This window comes from Pseudomonas sp. 2FG (assembly GCF_005502935.1).
GTDB lineage: Bacteria > Pseudomonadota > Gammaproteobacteria > Pseudomonadales > Pseudomonadaceae > Aquipseudomonas.
Genome location: NZ_SCMP01000004.1, coordinates 213,210 through 226,969 on the forward strand (window position 1 = coordinate 213,210; position 13,760 = coordinate 226,969).

General features: G+C 62.5%; 11 protein-coding genes, 3 tRNA genes and 1 pseudogene. 8 read left to right on the top strand and 7 right to left on the bottom strand.

What is annotated here, in order from left to right; translation table 11 throughout:
• Positions 1 to 39: 39 nt before the first annotated feature.
• The 5 genes and pseudogenes from FFS13_RS06110 (at position 40) to FFS13_RS06130 (ending at position 2,990) form a co-directional block, all read left to right on the top strand.
• Positions 40 to 474, top strand: coding sequence for a thermonuclease family protein (locus FFS13_RS06110; RefSeq protein WP_137818217.1), 435 nt, complete (start codon positions 40 to 42; stop codon positions 472 to 474).
• An 18-nt stretch (positions 475 to 492) separates the two neighbouring features.
• A complete protein-coding gene (locus FFS13_RS06115; protein ID WP_137818218.1) occupies positions 493 to 1,122 on the top strand; it encodes a DUF1780 domain-containing protein in 630 nt (209 codons plus the stop codon).
• A pseudogene (locus FFS13_RS06120) lies at positions 1,119 to 1,411 on the top strand (MOSC domain-containing protein). Before FFS13_RS06115 ends, FFS13_RS06120 begins: the two are co-directional and overlap by 4 nt.
• A gap of 40 nt (positions 1,412 to 1,451) precedes the next feature.
• Entirely contained in the window at positions 1,452 to 1,625 is a 174-nt protein-coding gene (locus FFS13_RS06125) for a DUF3094 family protein (RefSeq protein ID WP_137818219.1), read from the top strand.
• 63 nt (positions 1,626 to 1,688) lie between these two features.
• Positions 1,689 to 2,990, top strand: a complete 1,302-nt coding sequence (locus FFS13_RS06130; RefSeq protein WP_137818220.1) for an NAD(P)/FAD-dependent oxidoreductase — start codon at positions 1,689 to 1,691, stop codon at positions 2,988 to 2,990.
• Positions 2,991 to 3,167: 177 nt separating this feature from the next.
• On the opposite strand, the gene FFS13_RS06135 is transcribed toward FFS13_RS06130, so the two are convergent.
• From FFS13_RS06135 to FFS13_RS06145, 3 genes are all read right to left on the bottom strand, one after another.
• Positions 3,168 to 3,243 (bottom strand) — tRNA-Lys (locus FFS13_RS06135).
• 5 nt (positions 3,244 to 3,248) lie between these two features.
• Positions 3,249 to 3,325 (bottom strand) — tRNA-Pro (locus FFS13_RS06140).
• 10 nt (positions 3,326 to 3,335) lie between these two features.
• A tRNA-Asn gene (locus FFS13_RS06145) sits at positions 3,336 to 3,411 on the bottom strand.
• A 205-nt stretch (positions 3,412 to 3,616) separates the two neighbouring features.
• On the opposite strand from FFS13_RS06145, the gene FFS13_RS06150 reads away from it, so the two are divergent.
• On the top strand, positions 3,617 to 5,965 hold the full coding sequence (locus FFS13_RS06150; RefSeq protein ID WP_137818221.1) for a DUF1631 domain-containing protein: 2,349 nt from the start codon (positions 3,617 to 3,619) through the stop codon (positions 5,963 to 5,965).
• A gap of 9 nt (positions 5,966 to 5,974) precedes the next feature.
• Complete coding sequence (locus FFS13_RS06155; RefSeq protein WP_137818222.1) at positions 5,975 to 6,307, top strand: PilZ domain-containing protein; 333 nt, start codon at positions 5,975 to 5,977, stop codon at positions 6,305 to 6,307.
• A gap of 12 nt (positions 6,308 to 6,319) precedes the next feature.
• On the opposite strand, the gene clpB is transcribed toward FFS13_RS06155, so the two are convergent.
• From clpB to rluD, 3 genes are all read right to left on the bottom strand, one after another.
• Positions 6,320 to 8,884, bottom strand: a complete 2,565-nt coding sequence (clpB, locus tag FFS13_RS06160) for an ATP-dependent chaperone ClpB (protein ID WP_137818223.1) — start codon at positions 8,882 to 8,884, stop codon at positions 6,320 to 6,322.
• 123 nt (positions 8,885 to 9,007) lie between these two features.
• Entirely contained in the window at positions 9,008 to 9,745 is a 738-nt protein-coding gene (gene pgeF, locus FFS13_RS06165) for a peptidoglycan editing factor PgeF (RefSeq protein WP_137818224.1), read from the bottom strand.
• Positions 9,746 to 9,755: 10 nt separating this feature from the next.
• Entirely contained in the window at positions 9,756 to 10,730 is a 975-nt protein-coding gene (rluD, locus tag FFS13_RS06170) for a 23S rRNA pseudouridine(1911/1915/1917) synthase RluD (RefSeq protein WP_171006429.1), read from the bottom strand.
• 146 nt (positions 10,731 to 10,876) lie between these two features.
• On the opposite strand from rluD, the gene FFS13_RS06175 reads away from it, so the two are divergent.
• On the top strand, positions 10,877 to 11,893 hold the full coding sequence (locus FFS13_RS06175) for an outer membrane protein assembly factor BamD (RefSeq protein WP_137818225.1): 1,017 nt from the start codon (positions 10,877 to 10,879) through the stop codon (positions 11,891 to 11,893).
• 108 nt (positions 11,894 to 12,001) lie between these two features.
• On the opposite strand, the gene FFS13_RS06180 is transcribed toward FFS13_RS06175, so the two are convergent.
• Positions 12,002 to 13,633 carry an NAD+ synthase gene (locus tag FFS13_RS06180; RefSeq protein WP_137818226.1) on the bottom strand — a complete coding sequence of 544 codons (1,632 nt, stop codon included), beginning with the start codon at positions 13,631 to 13,633 and terminating at the stop codon, positions 12,002 to 12,004.
• Between the last annotated feature and the right edge of the window lie 127 nt (positions 13,634 to 13,760).

Sequence of the window (13,760 nt, forward strand, 5' to 3'; positions counted from 1 at the left end):
AGCTAAAGTCGCGCACCCTTTGGCAGCCACGTATTCGCCATGCAACCGCTTTTGCCCCGCCTTGCTTTAGTTTTCACCCTCCTCTGCGCTGCACCGCTACAGGCCACCGAAGGCCCTTACGGCAGAGTCCAGGTCGATCAAGTCACGAGCATCTATGACGGCGACACCTTCCGCGTGACCATCCGTGGCTGGCCTGCAGTCGTCGGCCAACGGGTGCCGGTGCGGCTCTACGGCATCGACACCCCAGAAATGCGCGACCAGCGCCCCAAGGTGCGCGATCTGGCCCGCCGCGCCAAGCAGTTCAGCGTCGAACGCCTGCGCAACGGCAAACGCATCGAGCTGCGTGAGATTCGCCGCGACAAATACTTCCGCCTGCTCGCCGAAGTCTGGATCGACGGGCAAAGCCTCGGCGGCCTGCTGCTCAAGGCCGGCCTGGCCAAGCCCTACGACGGGGGTACCAAGAACACTTGGTAGCGGGCTAAGCTTGCAGACATGGATGACTCCGACTATTTACGCCTGCTGACCCATCAGGCCGAACAAGCCAACGCCTTCCTCTCCAATGCGCGCAAGTGGGAGCGCGAGCGCTGGGTCTGCCAACGCCTGTTACAGGCGCTGAATGTCCCACACCGGCTCGAGGAGTTTGGGGTCGCCAGCCAGGAGCCGCCGGATGTGCTGTTTCGCGAAGCCAGCTTCGAGGTGTTTTTTGTCCTCGACGAGGGCCGCCGCCTGAATGACGAATGGCGCGCCGAGCTGGAGCGGCGCCGCAGCGCCTTCTCCCTCAGCCAGCTGGTGCGCCGCGAAACCCGCCCACGGCGAATTCCCGCAGCCGAACTGCAGGCCCGCCTGGCACCGACTCTGCGCAAGAAGGCCCACAACTATCGCGAACGCGGCCTCGATCTCGGCGAGCTGGACCTGCTCGCCTGCGTCAATCTGAAACGCGCCATCGCCGACTTCAACAGCTCCTTTCCACCCCCCACCGAGTTTCTGCGCCAAGGCTGGCGCTCGCTCTCGCTAGTCGGCCCGAACTTCGCGCGCGTGCTGTTCGCCCACTCGGGTGCGCCAGACTTTCTGCGCAACAACCTCGGCCGCAGTGTGCTGCTGGATGTCGGGATCAGCCTGTGAGCCCGCTGCAGGAGCTGCTCGCCGACGTCCCGCAACCGGGCCGCGTACGCTGGCTCGGCATAAATATCGCATCAGCGGGATCAATCTGTTCAGCCTGAAGAATCGGCGCTTCCGGATTGGTCAGGCCGTGTTAGAAACTACCGGCTGGTGTCAGCCCTGTGCGCGACTGGAACAGCGCCTGGGTCGTAGTACCTTCCAGGCCACGCGCGGCCATGGCGGAATTACCGCCCGTGTACTACAAAGCGGCATTATTCGACTGAATGACGACCTCTGCGTTGAGCCCTTGTGAGGCGCGCAGCTAGAATGCATCACCCCCTATCGAGGCATTTATGTCCAGCCGACTGAGTCCTGACGACCAACAACGCGTCGAGCAGTACCTGAGTGCCCCCCAGCACCAAGTCGAACGCCGGCCCTTTCGGCCCTGGTTTCTGCTGATCATTGTATTGGCCCTGGTCATCGGCCTCGGCCTGTTAAGCCGCCTGCTGAGCCGTTTAGTGCTATGAGCTGCCTCGCGCTCGCCTATCCGGCCACCTCCCGAATCCCTGAAAGCCTTATGAGATATCAGCATGTCCCATCGCATTGTGATTGTCGGCGGCGGCGCCGGCGGCCTGGAGCTTGCCACCCGCCTGGGTAGCACCCTGGGCAAACGCGGCCAAGCCAAAGTCGTACTGGTCGACGCCAACCTGACCCATATCTGGAAGCCTCTGCTGCACGAGGTGGCCGCGGGCTCGCTGAATTCGTCGGAAGACGAGCTGAACTACGTCGCGCAGGCCAAATGGAACCACTTCGAGTTCCAGCTCGGGCGCATGGCCGGGCTGAATCGGGCGAATAAGCAGATCCACCTGGCGGCCACCCTCGATGAACAGGGCGAGGAACTGATGCCCGAGCGCGCGCTCAGCTACGACAGCCTGGTCATCGCCGTCGGCAGCACCACCAATGATTTCGGCACCCCCGGCGCCGCCGAGCACTGCCTGTTTCTCGATACCCGCGAGCAGGCCGAACGCTTCCACCGCCAGTTGCTCAGCCACTATCTGCGCGCCCATGCCAGCCAAAGCGACGCAGCCGAACACATCAGCGTGGCTATCGTCGGCGCCGGCGCCACAGGCGTCGAACTGGCCGCCGAACTGCACCACGCCGCCCACGAACTGGCCGCCTATGGCCTGGATCGCATCCAACCGGAAAACATGCGCATCACCCTGATCGAGGCCGGCCCGCGCGTGCTGCCGGCACTCCCCGAGCGCATTGGTCAGCCCGTACACCAGACCCTAGAGAGGCTCGGCGTCACCGTACTGACCAATGCCGCCGTTAGCGAAGTGACCCGCGAAAGCCTGAAGACCGCCCAGGGCCAGACCATCTCCGCCAGCCTCAAAGTCTGGGCCGCCGGCATTCGCGCCCCGGACTTTCTGCAGGGTCTGGACGGCCTGGAGAGCAACCGCATCAACCAGTTGCAAGTCCGCCCGACCCTGCAAACCACGCGCGACGACAACATCTTCGCCTTCGGTGATTGCGCCGCCTGCCCGCAACCGGACAGCGCTGGCCGCAACGTACCGCCACGCGCGCAAGCGGCGCACCAGCAGGCCTCGCTGCTGGCCAAGTCGCTCAAGTTACGGATTGAAGGGCAGGCGCTGCCGGAGTATCGCTACCGCGATTACGGCTCGCTGATCTCCCTGGCGAGCTTTTCCGCGGTGGGCAACCTCATGGGCAACCTAACCGGTAGCGTGATGCTCGAGGGCTGGCTAGCGCGGATGTTCTATGTCTCGCTGTACCGCATGCACCAAATGGCGCTGTACGGCATCTTCCGCACCCTGATGCTGATGCTCGGCGACCGTATCGGCCGCAGCACCGAGCCGCGCCTAAAGCTGCATTAAAGCGCTTGCAGGGGCGAATTTATTTCGCCCTTGACCTGCAAGAGTGAAAAAAACCACCTATACAACACATACCGCGAAAACAAAAAAAGCGCCCCGAGGGGCGCCTTTTTTGTCGGCTACGATGCTTTTAACATCTCGCCTTAAGATTCAACCCTTTAATGCAACAAGGGCAGAAAATGGTGGGTCGTGTGGGATTCGAACCTACGACCAATTGGTTAAAAGCCAACTGCTCTACCAACTGAGCTAACGACCCAAAAATGGTCGGGGTAAGGGGATTTGAACTCCTGACATCCTGCTCCCAAAGCAGGCGCGCTACCGGACTGCGCTATACCCCGGTTGAAAGATTGGCTCCGCGACCAGGACTCGAACCTGGGACCCAATGATTAACAGTCATTTGCTCTACCGACTGAGCTATCGCGGAACTACAAGCCTTCATCTCTGTTACGGCTTAGGTGTTATCCGTTTCCCGTATCAGAGGCGCGCCATTTTACGGTTCTCGGCGACGCTGTCAACCCCTTAAATAGCTTTTAAGACAATGCTTTGCAGCTGAGTGATGGACTGCTATATCTTTCCTTAAGATCTCATCGCAGGACGCACCAGCCGCTTGGCTTGAACTAGGACAGTCCATGAGTAACCAGGACACACCACCTACCACCCCGAAAGCGCTCCAGACCTTGGCCAGCCGTGGCATTCAGCCACGCTTTGGTGAATTAGTGCAGGGCTGCCGCATGCTCGCCATGAACCGCCTGGCCGAACACCTCTCCGGGGTCTTTGGCCAGGTCGATGACACGCTTTTCGAGTGTGCGGAGAAGGCCGAAAATAACCAGGTGCAGACGCTGTTTTTCGACAACATGCGCGAAATCCGCAAGCAGCGTCCGCAAATCGAGCGCGCCTACCACCAACGCGTGGCACAAAATTTCTCGAACTTTCTCGACGGCACGCTAAAAACCCAAGATCCACTAGAAGAACTGACAGCCGAGCAACTGTCGCTGGTACAGAACGAGGAATATGAGGAAAGCCTGCAAGTCACCAACATGGTCAGCCGAGTCAAAGCGCGCTGCGCTCATCCGCTATTTGCCTTGGAGCAGCGCCTGGCAGTGCTGAACAACGGGCAGAAACTCGGCGAAGACAGCAATCCTTTTGGCCCCCAGGCCATCGCCCAGGCCTTCCGTGAAGCGCTGGCGCCCAACCCCTTCCCGGCGCAGATCAAAACCATCCTCTATATGCTGTTCGACCGCCACGTCATGCAGAGCCTCGACCGACTCTATGACGCGATGAATCAGCGGCTGATCGACGCCGGCGTACTGCCCAACCTGAAATACAGCGCGCAACGTGCGACCAGCAGCAGCCGACCGCCACCCTCGACCGCCCCCGAATCCAATGTTGCGACTTCGACTGACGGCACCCGCCCGAGCAGCCCGCAGCCTGCCGCCAGCAGCAGCGGGGCAGCTCCAGTGCCGGCGCCAGTCGACCTTAGCGACCCACCCCCGAACGATCCTGGCGCCCTGTTCAGCGGCCTGGCGGCCCTACTCGGCGAGCGCCGCCAGCACGATGCGGACGCCCCACTGCTCGGCGGCACCCGCAGCATTGCCAGCTTCGCCCCGCGCGGCGCGACTCGCACCTATAGTGCCAATGAGCTGCTGGATGCCCTCAATCGCCTGCAACAACAGTCGGCCCATGACCTCTCGCAGCGCCTACAACGCCCACAACAGGTAGAAGAGCTCAAGGTCGATCTGCAGCAACAACTGGAGACCCACAGCAGCCTGCCCGGCCAACAGAAACTCTCCGACCAGGAAGCCGATGTCATTGACCTGGTGGGAATGCTGTTCGACTTCATCCTCGACGACGACAACCTGCCGGACAACTGCAAGACCGCCCTCTCTCACCTGCACACGCCTTACCTGAAGGTCGCGCTACAGGACAAAGCCCTGTTCACCCAGCATCACCACCCGGCCCGCCGCCTGCTCAACGCCATGGCCCAAGCCTGCGTACTGTATGGCGGTGAGGCCGACGAACGCGGCCTGCTGGCGAAAGTGCAGTGGGTGGTCGAGCGGGTGATTCAGGGTTTCAGCGGCGATCTGCTGCTGTTCGAAAGCCTGCTCGAAGAGTTCAACGAATACGCCAGCAACCTCCAACACAAGGTCGAACTGCGTGAACGCCGCGCCGTGGAAGCGGCCAAAGGCCGCGATAAACTGCTCGGTGCCCGCCAACAGGCAGTCGAGGTAATCGACCGCACCCTGACCGGTCGCGAGCCCCCCGCCCTCATCCGCAACTTCCTTGAGCTGACCTGGGCTGACACGCTGGTGTTCGTGCTGCTCCGGCACGGCGAGCGCAGTGCCGAATGGCAGCGCGCGGGCGAAGTAGCCGAACAGCTGGCCTGGAGTAGTACCCCGCTGAATGCCGCTGGCCGTAAGCGCTTGCAAGGGTTACGCGTGGCCCTGCTGGACGACCTGCGTAAAGGCCTTGAGCTACTCGGCGGTTATCATGAAGACGGCATCCGCCGCCTGCTGCAAGACATAGTCGCCTGCCAGCATGCGGTGCAGGCGAAACAGCCGCAGGTCGCCGCCCAGCTCAATCCCATCCTCTCGGAAAGCCCGCTGGGCGCCATGCTTGGTGAGGACGCCGCGCTCGCCACCACCGCCCCACGCGCCTCTGGTCTGTCGCCACGGGCACAGTTGCTGGCCAAGGAACTGACGCAGATCGAGTTCGGCACCTGGTTTGAGTTTGTCGAGGGAGAACAGGTTCGCACTCTCAAGCTGTCCTGGTTCAGTCCAACCACGCACAACTATATGTTCGTCGATCACAGCGGCCAACGTGTGGCGATCAAACCCCTCACGCTGCTGGCCAGTGAGATGGAGCAGGGCTTGGCGCGCATCGTCCCCCATGAACGCAGCGCGCCCCTGGTGGATCGCGCTCTCACTGCTATCTATCGCGTGCTGCAGCGCTTTTCCGGCCGCACAGCAGACCCCACTTAAGGAGCCGCAATGGAAGATCGTCGTCAGCACAGCCGCCACAGGCCCGAGCTGCAGCTGGAAGTCTTCGACCTGCATACCGAAAAACGCCTCGGCCGCGTGGTCGACCTCTCCGCCGATGGCTTCATGTTGTTCAGTGACCGCCCGCAGATGGCCGACTCCCTACTCGAATGCCGCCTGGTAGCGGCGCAGGCGGTAGAGGGGGTCAGCGAGGTTAAGCTCGGCGTTGACTGCCTGTGGAGCCGCCCCGGCGCAGACGGCCAGCACTGCTGGGCCGGCTTCCATATCATCGACCTGGCGGAAGACCAGGCCGCCGCGCTAGAGGTGCTGCTTCGACACCTCTGAGCACCAACAGCCTTAGGCGAAGACGATCTCGTCACCCTCAACCGTACCCGTAACGCTCGCCCCAGGGGCGAACCTGCCGGCCAGGATCAGCTGCGCCAGCGGGTTCTCGATCCAGCGCTGGATCGCGCGCTTCAACGGCCGCGCGCCATACACCGGGTCGTAGCCAATGGCGATCAGCTTATCCAGCGCCTCGCTACTCAACTGCAGATTCAGCTCGCGCTCAACCAGGCGCTTACGCAGGCGCCCCAGCTGGATCTCGGCAATACCGGCGATCTGCTCCCGCGCCAGTGGCTCGAACACCACCAGCTCGTCGATCCGATTGACGAACTCCGGGCGAAAATGCGTACTCACCGCATCCATCACTGCGGCACGCTGCGCCTCACGATCACCGACCAACTCCTGAATCTGCACCGAACCCAGATTGGAGGTCATCACTATCACCGTGTTGCGAAAATCCACGGTACGCCCATGGCTGTCGGTCAGGCGGCCATCTTCCAGCACCTGCAAGAGCACGTTGAACACATCCGGGTGCGCCTTCTCCACCTCATCCAGCAGCACTACGGAGTAGGGCTTACGGCGCACCGCCTCGGTCAGGTAGCCACCTTCCTCATAGCCCACATAGCCCGGCGGCGCACCGATCAAGCGCGCCACCGAGTGCTTCTCCATAAACTCGGACATGTCGATCCGCACCAGCGCCTCTTCGGTATCGAAGAGGAACTCGGCCAGCGCCTTGCACAACTCGGTCTTACCGACTCCGGTGGGGCCAAGGAAGAGGAACGAACCACTCGGCCGATTCGGGTCGGACAGCCCGGCGCGCGAGCGGCGCACGGCGTTAGCCACCGCGATCACGGCTTCGTTCTGACCTATCACCCGCTGATGCAGCAAGGCTTCCATTTTCAGCAGCTTGTCGCGCTCACCTTCGAGCATCTTCGACACCGGAATACCGGTCCATTTGGAGACGACCTCGGCGACCTCCTCCTCGGTGACCTTGCTGCGCAGCAACTGGTTTTCCGCCTTAGCGTGCTGACCGACCATCTGCAGGCTGCGTTCGAGGTCGGGGATGATGCTGTACTGCAACTTAGCCATCCGCTCCAGGTCGCTCTTGCGCCGGGCAGTTTCTAGCTCCTGGCGCGCCTGTTCGATCTTCTGCTGGATCTGCGCCGTGCCCTGGACTTCGGCCTTCTCCGACTTCCAGATGTCTTCCAGATCGGCATACTCACGCTCCAGCCGAGCGATGTCTTCCTTCAGCTTTTCCAAGCGCTTGAGCGCCGCCTCATCGTCTTCCTTCTTCAACGCTTCACGCTCGACCTTCAGCTGAATCAGCCGGCGCTCCAAGCGGTCCAGCACTTCCGGCTTGGAGTCGATCTCCATGCGAATCCGGCTGGCCGCCTCATCGATCAGGTCGATGGCCTTGTCCGGCAGTTGGCGGTCGGTGATGTAGCGGTGGCTCAACTTCGCCGCGGCGATGATCGCCCCGTCGGTAATCGCCACCCGGTGATGCACCTCGTAGCGCTCCTTGAGGCCGCGCAGTATGGCGATGGTGTCCTCCTCGCTGGGCTCATCCACCAGCACCTTCTGGAAGCGCCGCTCCAGGGCCGCATCCTTTTCGATGAACTGGCGGTACTCATCCAGCGTGGTGGCGCCGACGCAGTGCAACTCGCCACGCGCCAACGAGGGCTTGAGCATGTTGCCGGCGTCCATCGCCCCCTCGGCCTTGCCCGCGCCGACCATGGTGTGCAGCTCGTCGATAAACAGAATGATCCGCCCTTCCTGCTTGGACAGTTCATTGAGCACCGCCTTCAGGCGCTCCTCGAACTCACCGCGGAACTTGGCGCCGGCGATCAGCGCGCCCATGTCGAGCGAGAGCAGACGCTTGTCTTTCAGACCATCCGGCACTTCACCGTTGACGATGCGTTGCGCCAGCCCCTCGGCGATCGCGGTCTTGCCGACGCCTGGCTCACCGATCAACACCGGGTTGTTCTTGGTCCGCCGCTGCAGCACCTGAATGGTCCGACGAATTTCATCATCGCGGCCGATCACCGGGTCGAGCTTGCCCTCTTCGGCACGCCTGGTCAGATCGACGGTGTATTTATCCAGGGCCTGGCGCGCTTCCTCGACGTTCGGATCATTCACCGCATCGCCGCCGCGCAGGTTGTTGACCGCGTTCTCCAGAGCCTTCTTGCTCACGCCCTGGCCGAGCAGCAGCTTGCCGAGTTTGGTGTTCTCGTCCAGCGCGGCGAGCAGCACCAGCTCGCTGGAGATAAATTGATCGCCCTTCTGCTGCGACAGGCGATCCGCCTGATTGAGCAGGCGGACCAAGTCCTGCGACAGGTTCACATCACCGGTCGGGCTCTGGATTTTCGGCAGTTGGTCGAGCGACTGGGTCAGCGCCTGGCGCAGGCTGTTCACATCGAAGCCGACCTGCATCAGCAGCGGCTTGATCGCCCCCCCTTGCTGCTCGAGCAAGGCCTGCATCAGGTGCAGCGGCTCGATCGCCGCGTGATCGAGGCCGACCGCGCTGGACTGGGCGTCGGACAGCGCCAGTTGCAACTTGCTGGTTAAACGGTCAATTCGCATAGCTTCATCCTTCCTTTAAGAGCAGGCCGGCGCGATGAGCGTGCCTCTGACGAAAGCCTGCCGAGATACCAGTCTAGATGAGGACGATTGTGCGAGATTCAAGCCAGGCGGCGTTGATCCAGATCAGTCGGCCAGCCAGATCAGGCTGGCGAAACGACCGGTGCGCGCGCTGCGCCGATAGGAATAGAAGCGCGGATCGCTGTGGGTACAGAAGCCGCCGCCATACACCGCGGTGACGCCACGCGCCGCCAGCCTCAGACGCGCCAAGGCATAGATGTCCGCCATAAAGCGCCCGGAATTCCGACTCGGAAGGAACGCCGCCGCGGTTTGCGGATGAACCGCGACAAAAGCCTCACGGACTTCCGCGCCGACTTCGAAGGCCTGCGGGCCAATCGCCGGGCCAAGCCAAACCAACACCTCTTCGGCCGGCAGCGCCAACCTATCCAGCGTCGCCTCCAGCACCCCGCCGACCAACCCACGCCAGCCGGCATGCGCTGCCGCCACACGACTGCCGGCTCGGTCGCAAAATAGCACCGGCAGACAATCGGCAGTCATTGCCGTACAGGCGACGCCAGGTGTGGCCGTCCAACTGGCATCGGCTTCAGCGACCAAACGCGGATCGGCCTTCGCCACGCTAATCCCATGCACCTGACGCAACCAGGCGGGCTGGCAGCCCAGTCGCGCAGCCAGACGCTGACGGTTTTCTGCCACGGCGACGGGATCGTCCTCGACGTGCTCGCCGAGGTTGAAGGTGTCGAAAGGGGCGATGCTGACACCACCCGCACGCGTGGTGACGCAGGCCTTAACCCGAGCTGGCGCAGGCCAGTCCGGCATCAGCCAGTCACTCGCCCAGGCGCTCATTCAGCAGCACTCAGCCGACAAAGGCTTCGCGATCCTGACGCAGCAGCGTCAGCAACCAGACGAAGTCATCCGGCAAGGGCGACTCCCACTTCATGCGCTGACCGGTGACCGGGTGATCCAGTTCCAGAAAGCGTGCATGCAGGGCCTGGCGCGGGAAGTCCTTGAGCGCCTGAACCATGGTCGGGCTCGCGGCCGGCGGAATGCGAAAACGCCCGCCGTAGGCTGGATCGCCGACCAGGGGGAAGTTCACATGGGCCATGTGCACACGAATCTGATGGGTCCGCCCGGTTTCCAGCTTGACCCGGGTGTGGGTGTGCGAGCGGAAGCGCTCTAGCACTCGGTAATGACTGATGGCTTGCTTGCCGCCCTCCATCACCGCCATGCGCTGGCGCTGCTGACCGTGCCGCCCGATCGGCGCGTCAATCTTGCCACCCGCGGTGATCACCCCGATCACGATGCACTCGTAGATCCGGCTGACCGAACGCTTCTGCAGCTGATCGACCAGATTGGTCTGCGCCTGCAGCGTCTTCGCCACGACCATCAGACCGGTGGTGTCCTTGTCCAAACGATGGACGATGCCGGCGCGCGGCACGTTGATCAGCTCGGGGATATGGTGCAGCAGCGCATTCAGCAGCGTACCGTCCTGATGCCCGGCCGCCGGGTGTACGACCAGGCCCGCCGGCTTGTTCAGCACCAGCAACTGGTCGTCTTCGTAGACGATATCCAGCTCAATGTCCTGGGCGATCCATTCACCTTGGGCTTCCTGCTCGGCTTCCAGCTCCAGCACGCTGCCGCCATGCACGATATCCCGCGGGCGCAACACGGCACCGTCGACCGTCAGGCAGCCGTCTTTGATCCAGGCGGAAAGGCGCGAACGAGAGTGCTCGGCGAAGAGTTGTGCGGCGACTTGATCGAGACGTTGCCCGCCCAGTTCGGACGGCACCTCGGCGCGCAGTTGAATCGCTTGTTTAATAATTGGAGGCATGCTCGGTAACGGCGCGGCGTAGCCTTTGGTTTCGGCTACGCGCTTGTGGTTAAATACGGCGTCTTTGTCCCGGGGGAACCGGGGCGCCCATCATAACAGGACGGCTCTGCCCAAGACAGCCAGCCGTCACAGGGACGCAAGCCGCCATGCAAGTGAAACACCTGCTGCTGATCGCCATTCTCGCACTCAACGTCGCTTGCTCTTCCAATGATGTAGTCGATGAGAACCTGAGTGAGTCCGAGCTGTACCAGCAGGCACAGGCCGATCTGGACAATAAAAGCTACACCAGCGCAGTCAGCAAGCTGAAGGCGCTCGAATCGCGCTATCCGTTCGGGCGCTATGCCGAGCAGGCGCAACTGGAGCTGATCTACGCCTACTACAAGAATATGGAGCCGGAGGCCGCCAAGTCCGCCGCCGAGCGCTTTATCCGCCTGCACCCGCAGCACGCCAACGCCGATTACGCCTATTACCTGAAAGGCCTGGCCGCCTTCGATCAGGATCGTGGCCTGCTGGCGCGCTTTCTACCGCTGGACATGACCAAGCGTGATCCGGGCGCGGCGCGTGACTCCTTCAACGAGTTCGCCCAGCTCACCAGCCGCTACCCGAATAGCCGCTACGCGCCAGACGCCAAGCAGCGCATGATTTACCTGCGCAACCTGCTAGCCGCCTACGAAATACACGTTGGCCACTACTACCTGACACGTCAGGCCTATGTCGCCGCCGCCAACCGTGGCCGCTATGTGGTCGAGAACTTCCAGGAAACTCCCGCCGTCGGCGATGGCCTGGCGATCATGACCGAGGCCTACCAGCGCCTGGCCCTGAACGACCTCGCCGCGACCAGCCTGGAAACCCTGAAGCTGAACTACCCGGATCACCCAAGCCTGGTCGACGGCCAGTTCGTAGCGCAGGAAGAGGAAGCCGACAATCGCACTTGGCTGAGCAGAGCCACCCTCGGCCTGATCGAAAGCGAGGCCCCGCTACCACCGGGCGAAACCCGCGCCAGCCAGGACGTGATCAAGCAGTACGAAGATGCCCAGGAAGAGATCCCGGACGAGCTGCAACCGGAAAACCAGGGCGCGGCGCAGGAAGAAGAACACCAGGCGGAAGGCAACAATGACGACCGCTCCTGGTTCAGCTATATGACCTTCGGCCTCTTCGATTGAGATAGCCGAATAACAAAAAAGGGAGGCCAACGGCCTCCCTTTTGTTTTGCTTTATCCGTAGGTTGGGTTACGCCTACGGCTAACCCAGCCTACAAAACAGTTCCAACCTCAGTCGCCCAGCCGCCAGCCCGAGGTGATCGGATAACGCCGGTCGCGGCCGAAGCCGCGCTGAGTCACCCGCACCCCCACCGCCGCCTGCCGGCGCTTGTACTCGTTCAGATCGACCAAACGCAGCACCCGCTTGACCGTGTCCTCGTCGAAGCCCTCGGCGATGATGGCATTGGCCGACAGGTCGTACTCGACATACAGCTTCAAGATCTCGTCCAGCACCGGATAGGCCGGTAGCGAGTCCTCATCCTTCTGATCGGGCGCCAACTCGGCCGACGGCGGACGGTCGATCACCCGCTGCGGGATCACCGCGCCGAGCCTGTTGCGGTATTCGCAGAGGCGGAACACCAGGGTCTTGGGCACATCCTTGAGCACATCGAAGCCGCCGGCCATGTCGCCATAGAGGGTCGCATAGCCCACCGCCATCTCGCTCTTGTTCCCGGTGGTCAGCACCAGATAGCCCTTCTTGTTGGAGATCGCCATCAGCAGGGTGCCGCGGCAGCGGGCCTGGAGATTTTCCTCGGTGGTGTCGCGCGCCAGCCCTTCGAAGACCGGCGCCAGCGTGCCCATAAAGGCCTCGACCATCGGCGCTATCGGCAACACACGATAAGTCACCGCCAGCGCCTTGGCTTCGGCTTCGGCGTCCTCCAAGCTGATCTGCGCGGTGTAGCGATAGGGCATCATCACCGCCTCGACCCGCTCGGCCCCGAGGGCATCGACCGCCACCGCCAGGGTCAAGGCCGAGTCGATACCGCCGGACAAGCCGAGGATGACGCCCTTGAAGCCGTTCTTCTGCACATAGTCGCGCACGCCCATGACCAGCGCCTGATAGACGCTGGCCTCGAGTTCCGGCAGCGGCGCACAACTGGCCGGCCGTGGCGTCACTTGCTCGCCATCGAAGCTCAGGTCGACCGGATACAGCCCCTCACTGAAGGCCGGCGCGCGCTGGCTGACTCGCCCATCGGCAGTCATGACGCAGCTGCCGCCATCGAACACCAGCTCATCCTGACCACCAACCTGGTTGACATAGACGATCGGCATGCCGCCCTCGCCAACCCGCTCGGCCAGCACCTCCTCACGCTCGCGCTGCTTATCCAGGTGGAAGGGTGAGGCATTCAGGCTGAGCATCAGCTTGGCGCCGGCAGCCCGCGCTTGCGCCACCGGTTCGGCGAACCAAATGTCCTCACAGATGGTCAGCGCCAGCGCAATGCCTTTGATCTCCAACACGCAGACCTCGTTACCGGGGACGAAATAGCGCTTCTCGTCGAACACCCGATAATTCGGCAGCTTCTGTTTGTAGTAAGTCGCCAGCAACTCGCCGTCGGCGATCGCGGCGCAGGCGTTGTAGCGCTGCTCGCCGTCCAGCCAGGGGTAGCCGACCACCAGATAAATACCGCGCACCTCGTCTTTCAGACGCTGCAGACCCTGCTCGATCCGCCGCTGCATGCTCGAGCGCAGCAGCAAGTCTTCCGGCGGATAGCCGCACAGGGCCAATTCCGGAAACACGATGACATCCGCTTGCCACTGATCGCGGGCGCTACAGGCGGCCTCGATGATGCGCTCAACATTGCCGTGTACATCACCAACACGCAGATTCAGCTGGGCCATTACGACCCGCAGGGTTTGGCTCATCACCGCCTCCACAGATAAAGTTGCACGCACCCCTCATCCCTTGGACAAGTGCACGCTACAGATTTGCCATTCTCCCGCATCGGCCCTAGCGGAAACAACGCACGGCATGCGACTTGACGACTGTGCT

What these genes read in the sequence shown, in the direction of transcription:
- FFS13_RS06110 (WP_137818217.1), top strand. Translation starts at nt 40, where the DNA reads ATGCAACCGCTTTTGCCCCGCCTTGCTTTAGTTTTCACCCTCCTCTGC.
- FFS13_RS06115 (WP_137818218.1), top strand. Translation starts at nt 493, where the DNA reads ATGGATGACTCCGACTATTTACGCCTGCTGACCCATCAGGCCGAACAA.
- FFS13_RS06125 (WP_137818219.1), top strand. Translation starts at nt 1,452, where the DNA reads ATGTCCAGCCGACTGAGTCCTGACGACCAACAACGCGTCGAGCAGTAC.
- FFS13_RS06130 (WP_137818220.1), top strand. Translation starts at nt 1,689, where the DNA reads ATGTCCCATCGCATTGTGATTGTCGGCGGCGGCGCCGGCGGCCTGGAG.
- FFS13_RS06150 (WP_137818221.1), top strand. Translation starts at nt 3,617, where the DNA reads ATGAGTAACCAGGACACACCACCTACCACCCCGAAAGCGCTCCAGACC.
- FFS13_RS06155 (WP_137818222.1), top strand. Translation starts at nt 5,975, where the DNA reads ATGGAAGATCGTCGTCAGCACAGCCGCCACAGGCCCGAGCTGCAGCTG.
- clpB (WP_137818223.1), bottom strand. Translation starts at nt 8,884, where the DNA reads ATGCGAATTGACCGTTTAACCAGCAAGTTGCAACTGGCGCTGTCCGAC.
- pgeF (WP_137818224.1), bottom strand. Translation starts at nt 9,745, where the DNA reads ATGAGCGCCTGGGCGAGTGACTGGCTGATGCCGGACTGGCCTGCGCCA.
- rluD (WP_171006429.1), bottom strand. Translation starts at nt 10,730, where the DNA reads ATGCCTCCAATTATTAAACAAGCGATTCAACTGCGCGCCGAGGTGCCG.
- FFS13_RS06175 (WP_137818225.1), top strand. Translation starts at nt 10,877, where the DNA reads ATGCAAGTGAAACACCTGCTGCTGATCGCCATTCTCGCACTCAACGTC.
- FFS13_RS06180 (WP_137818226.1), bottom strand. Translation starts at nt 13,633, where the DNA reads ATGAGCCAAACCCTGCGGGTCGTAATGGCCCAGCTGAATCTGCGTGTT.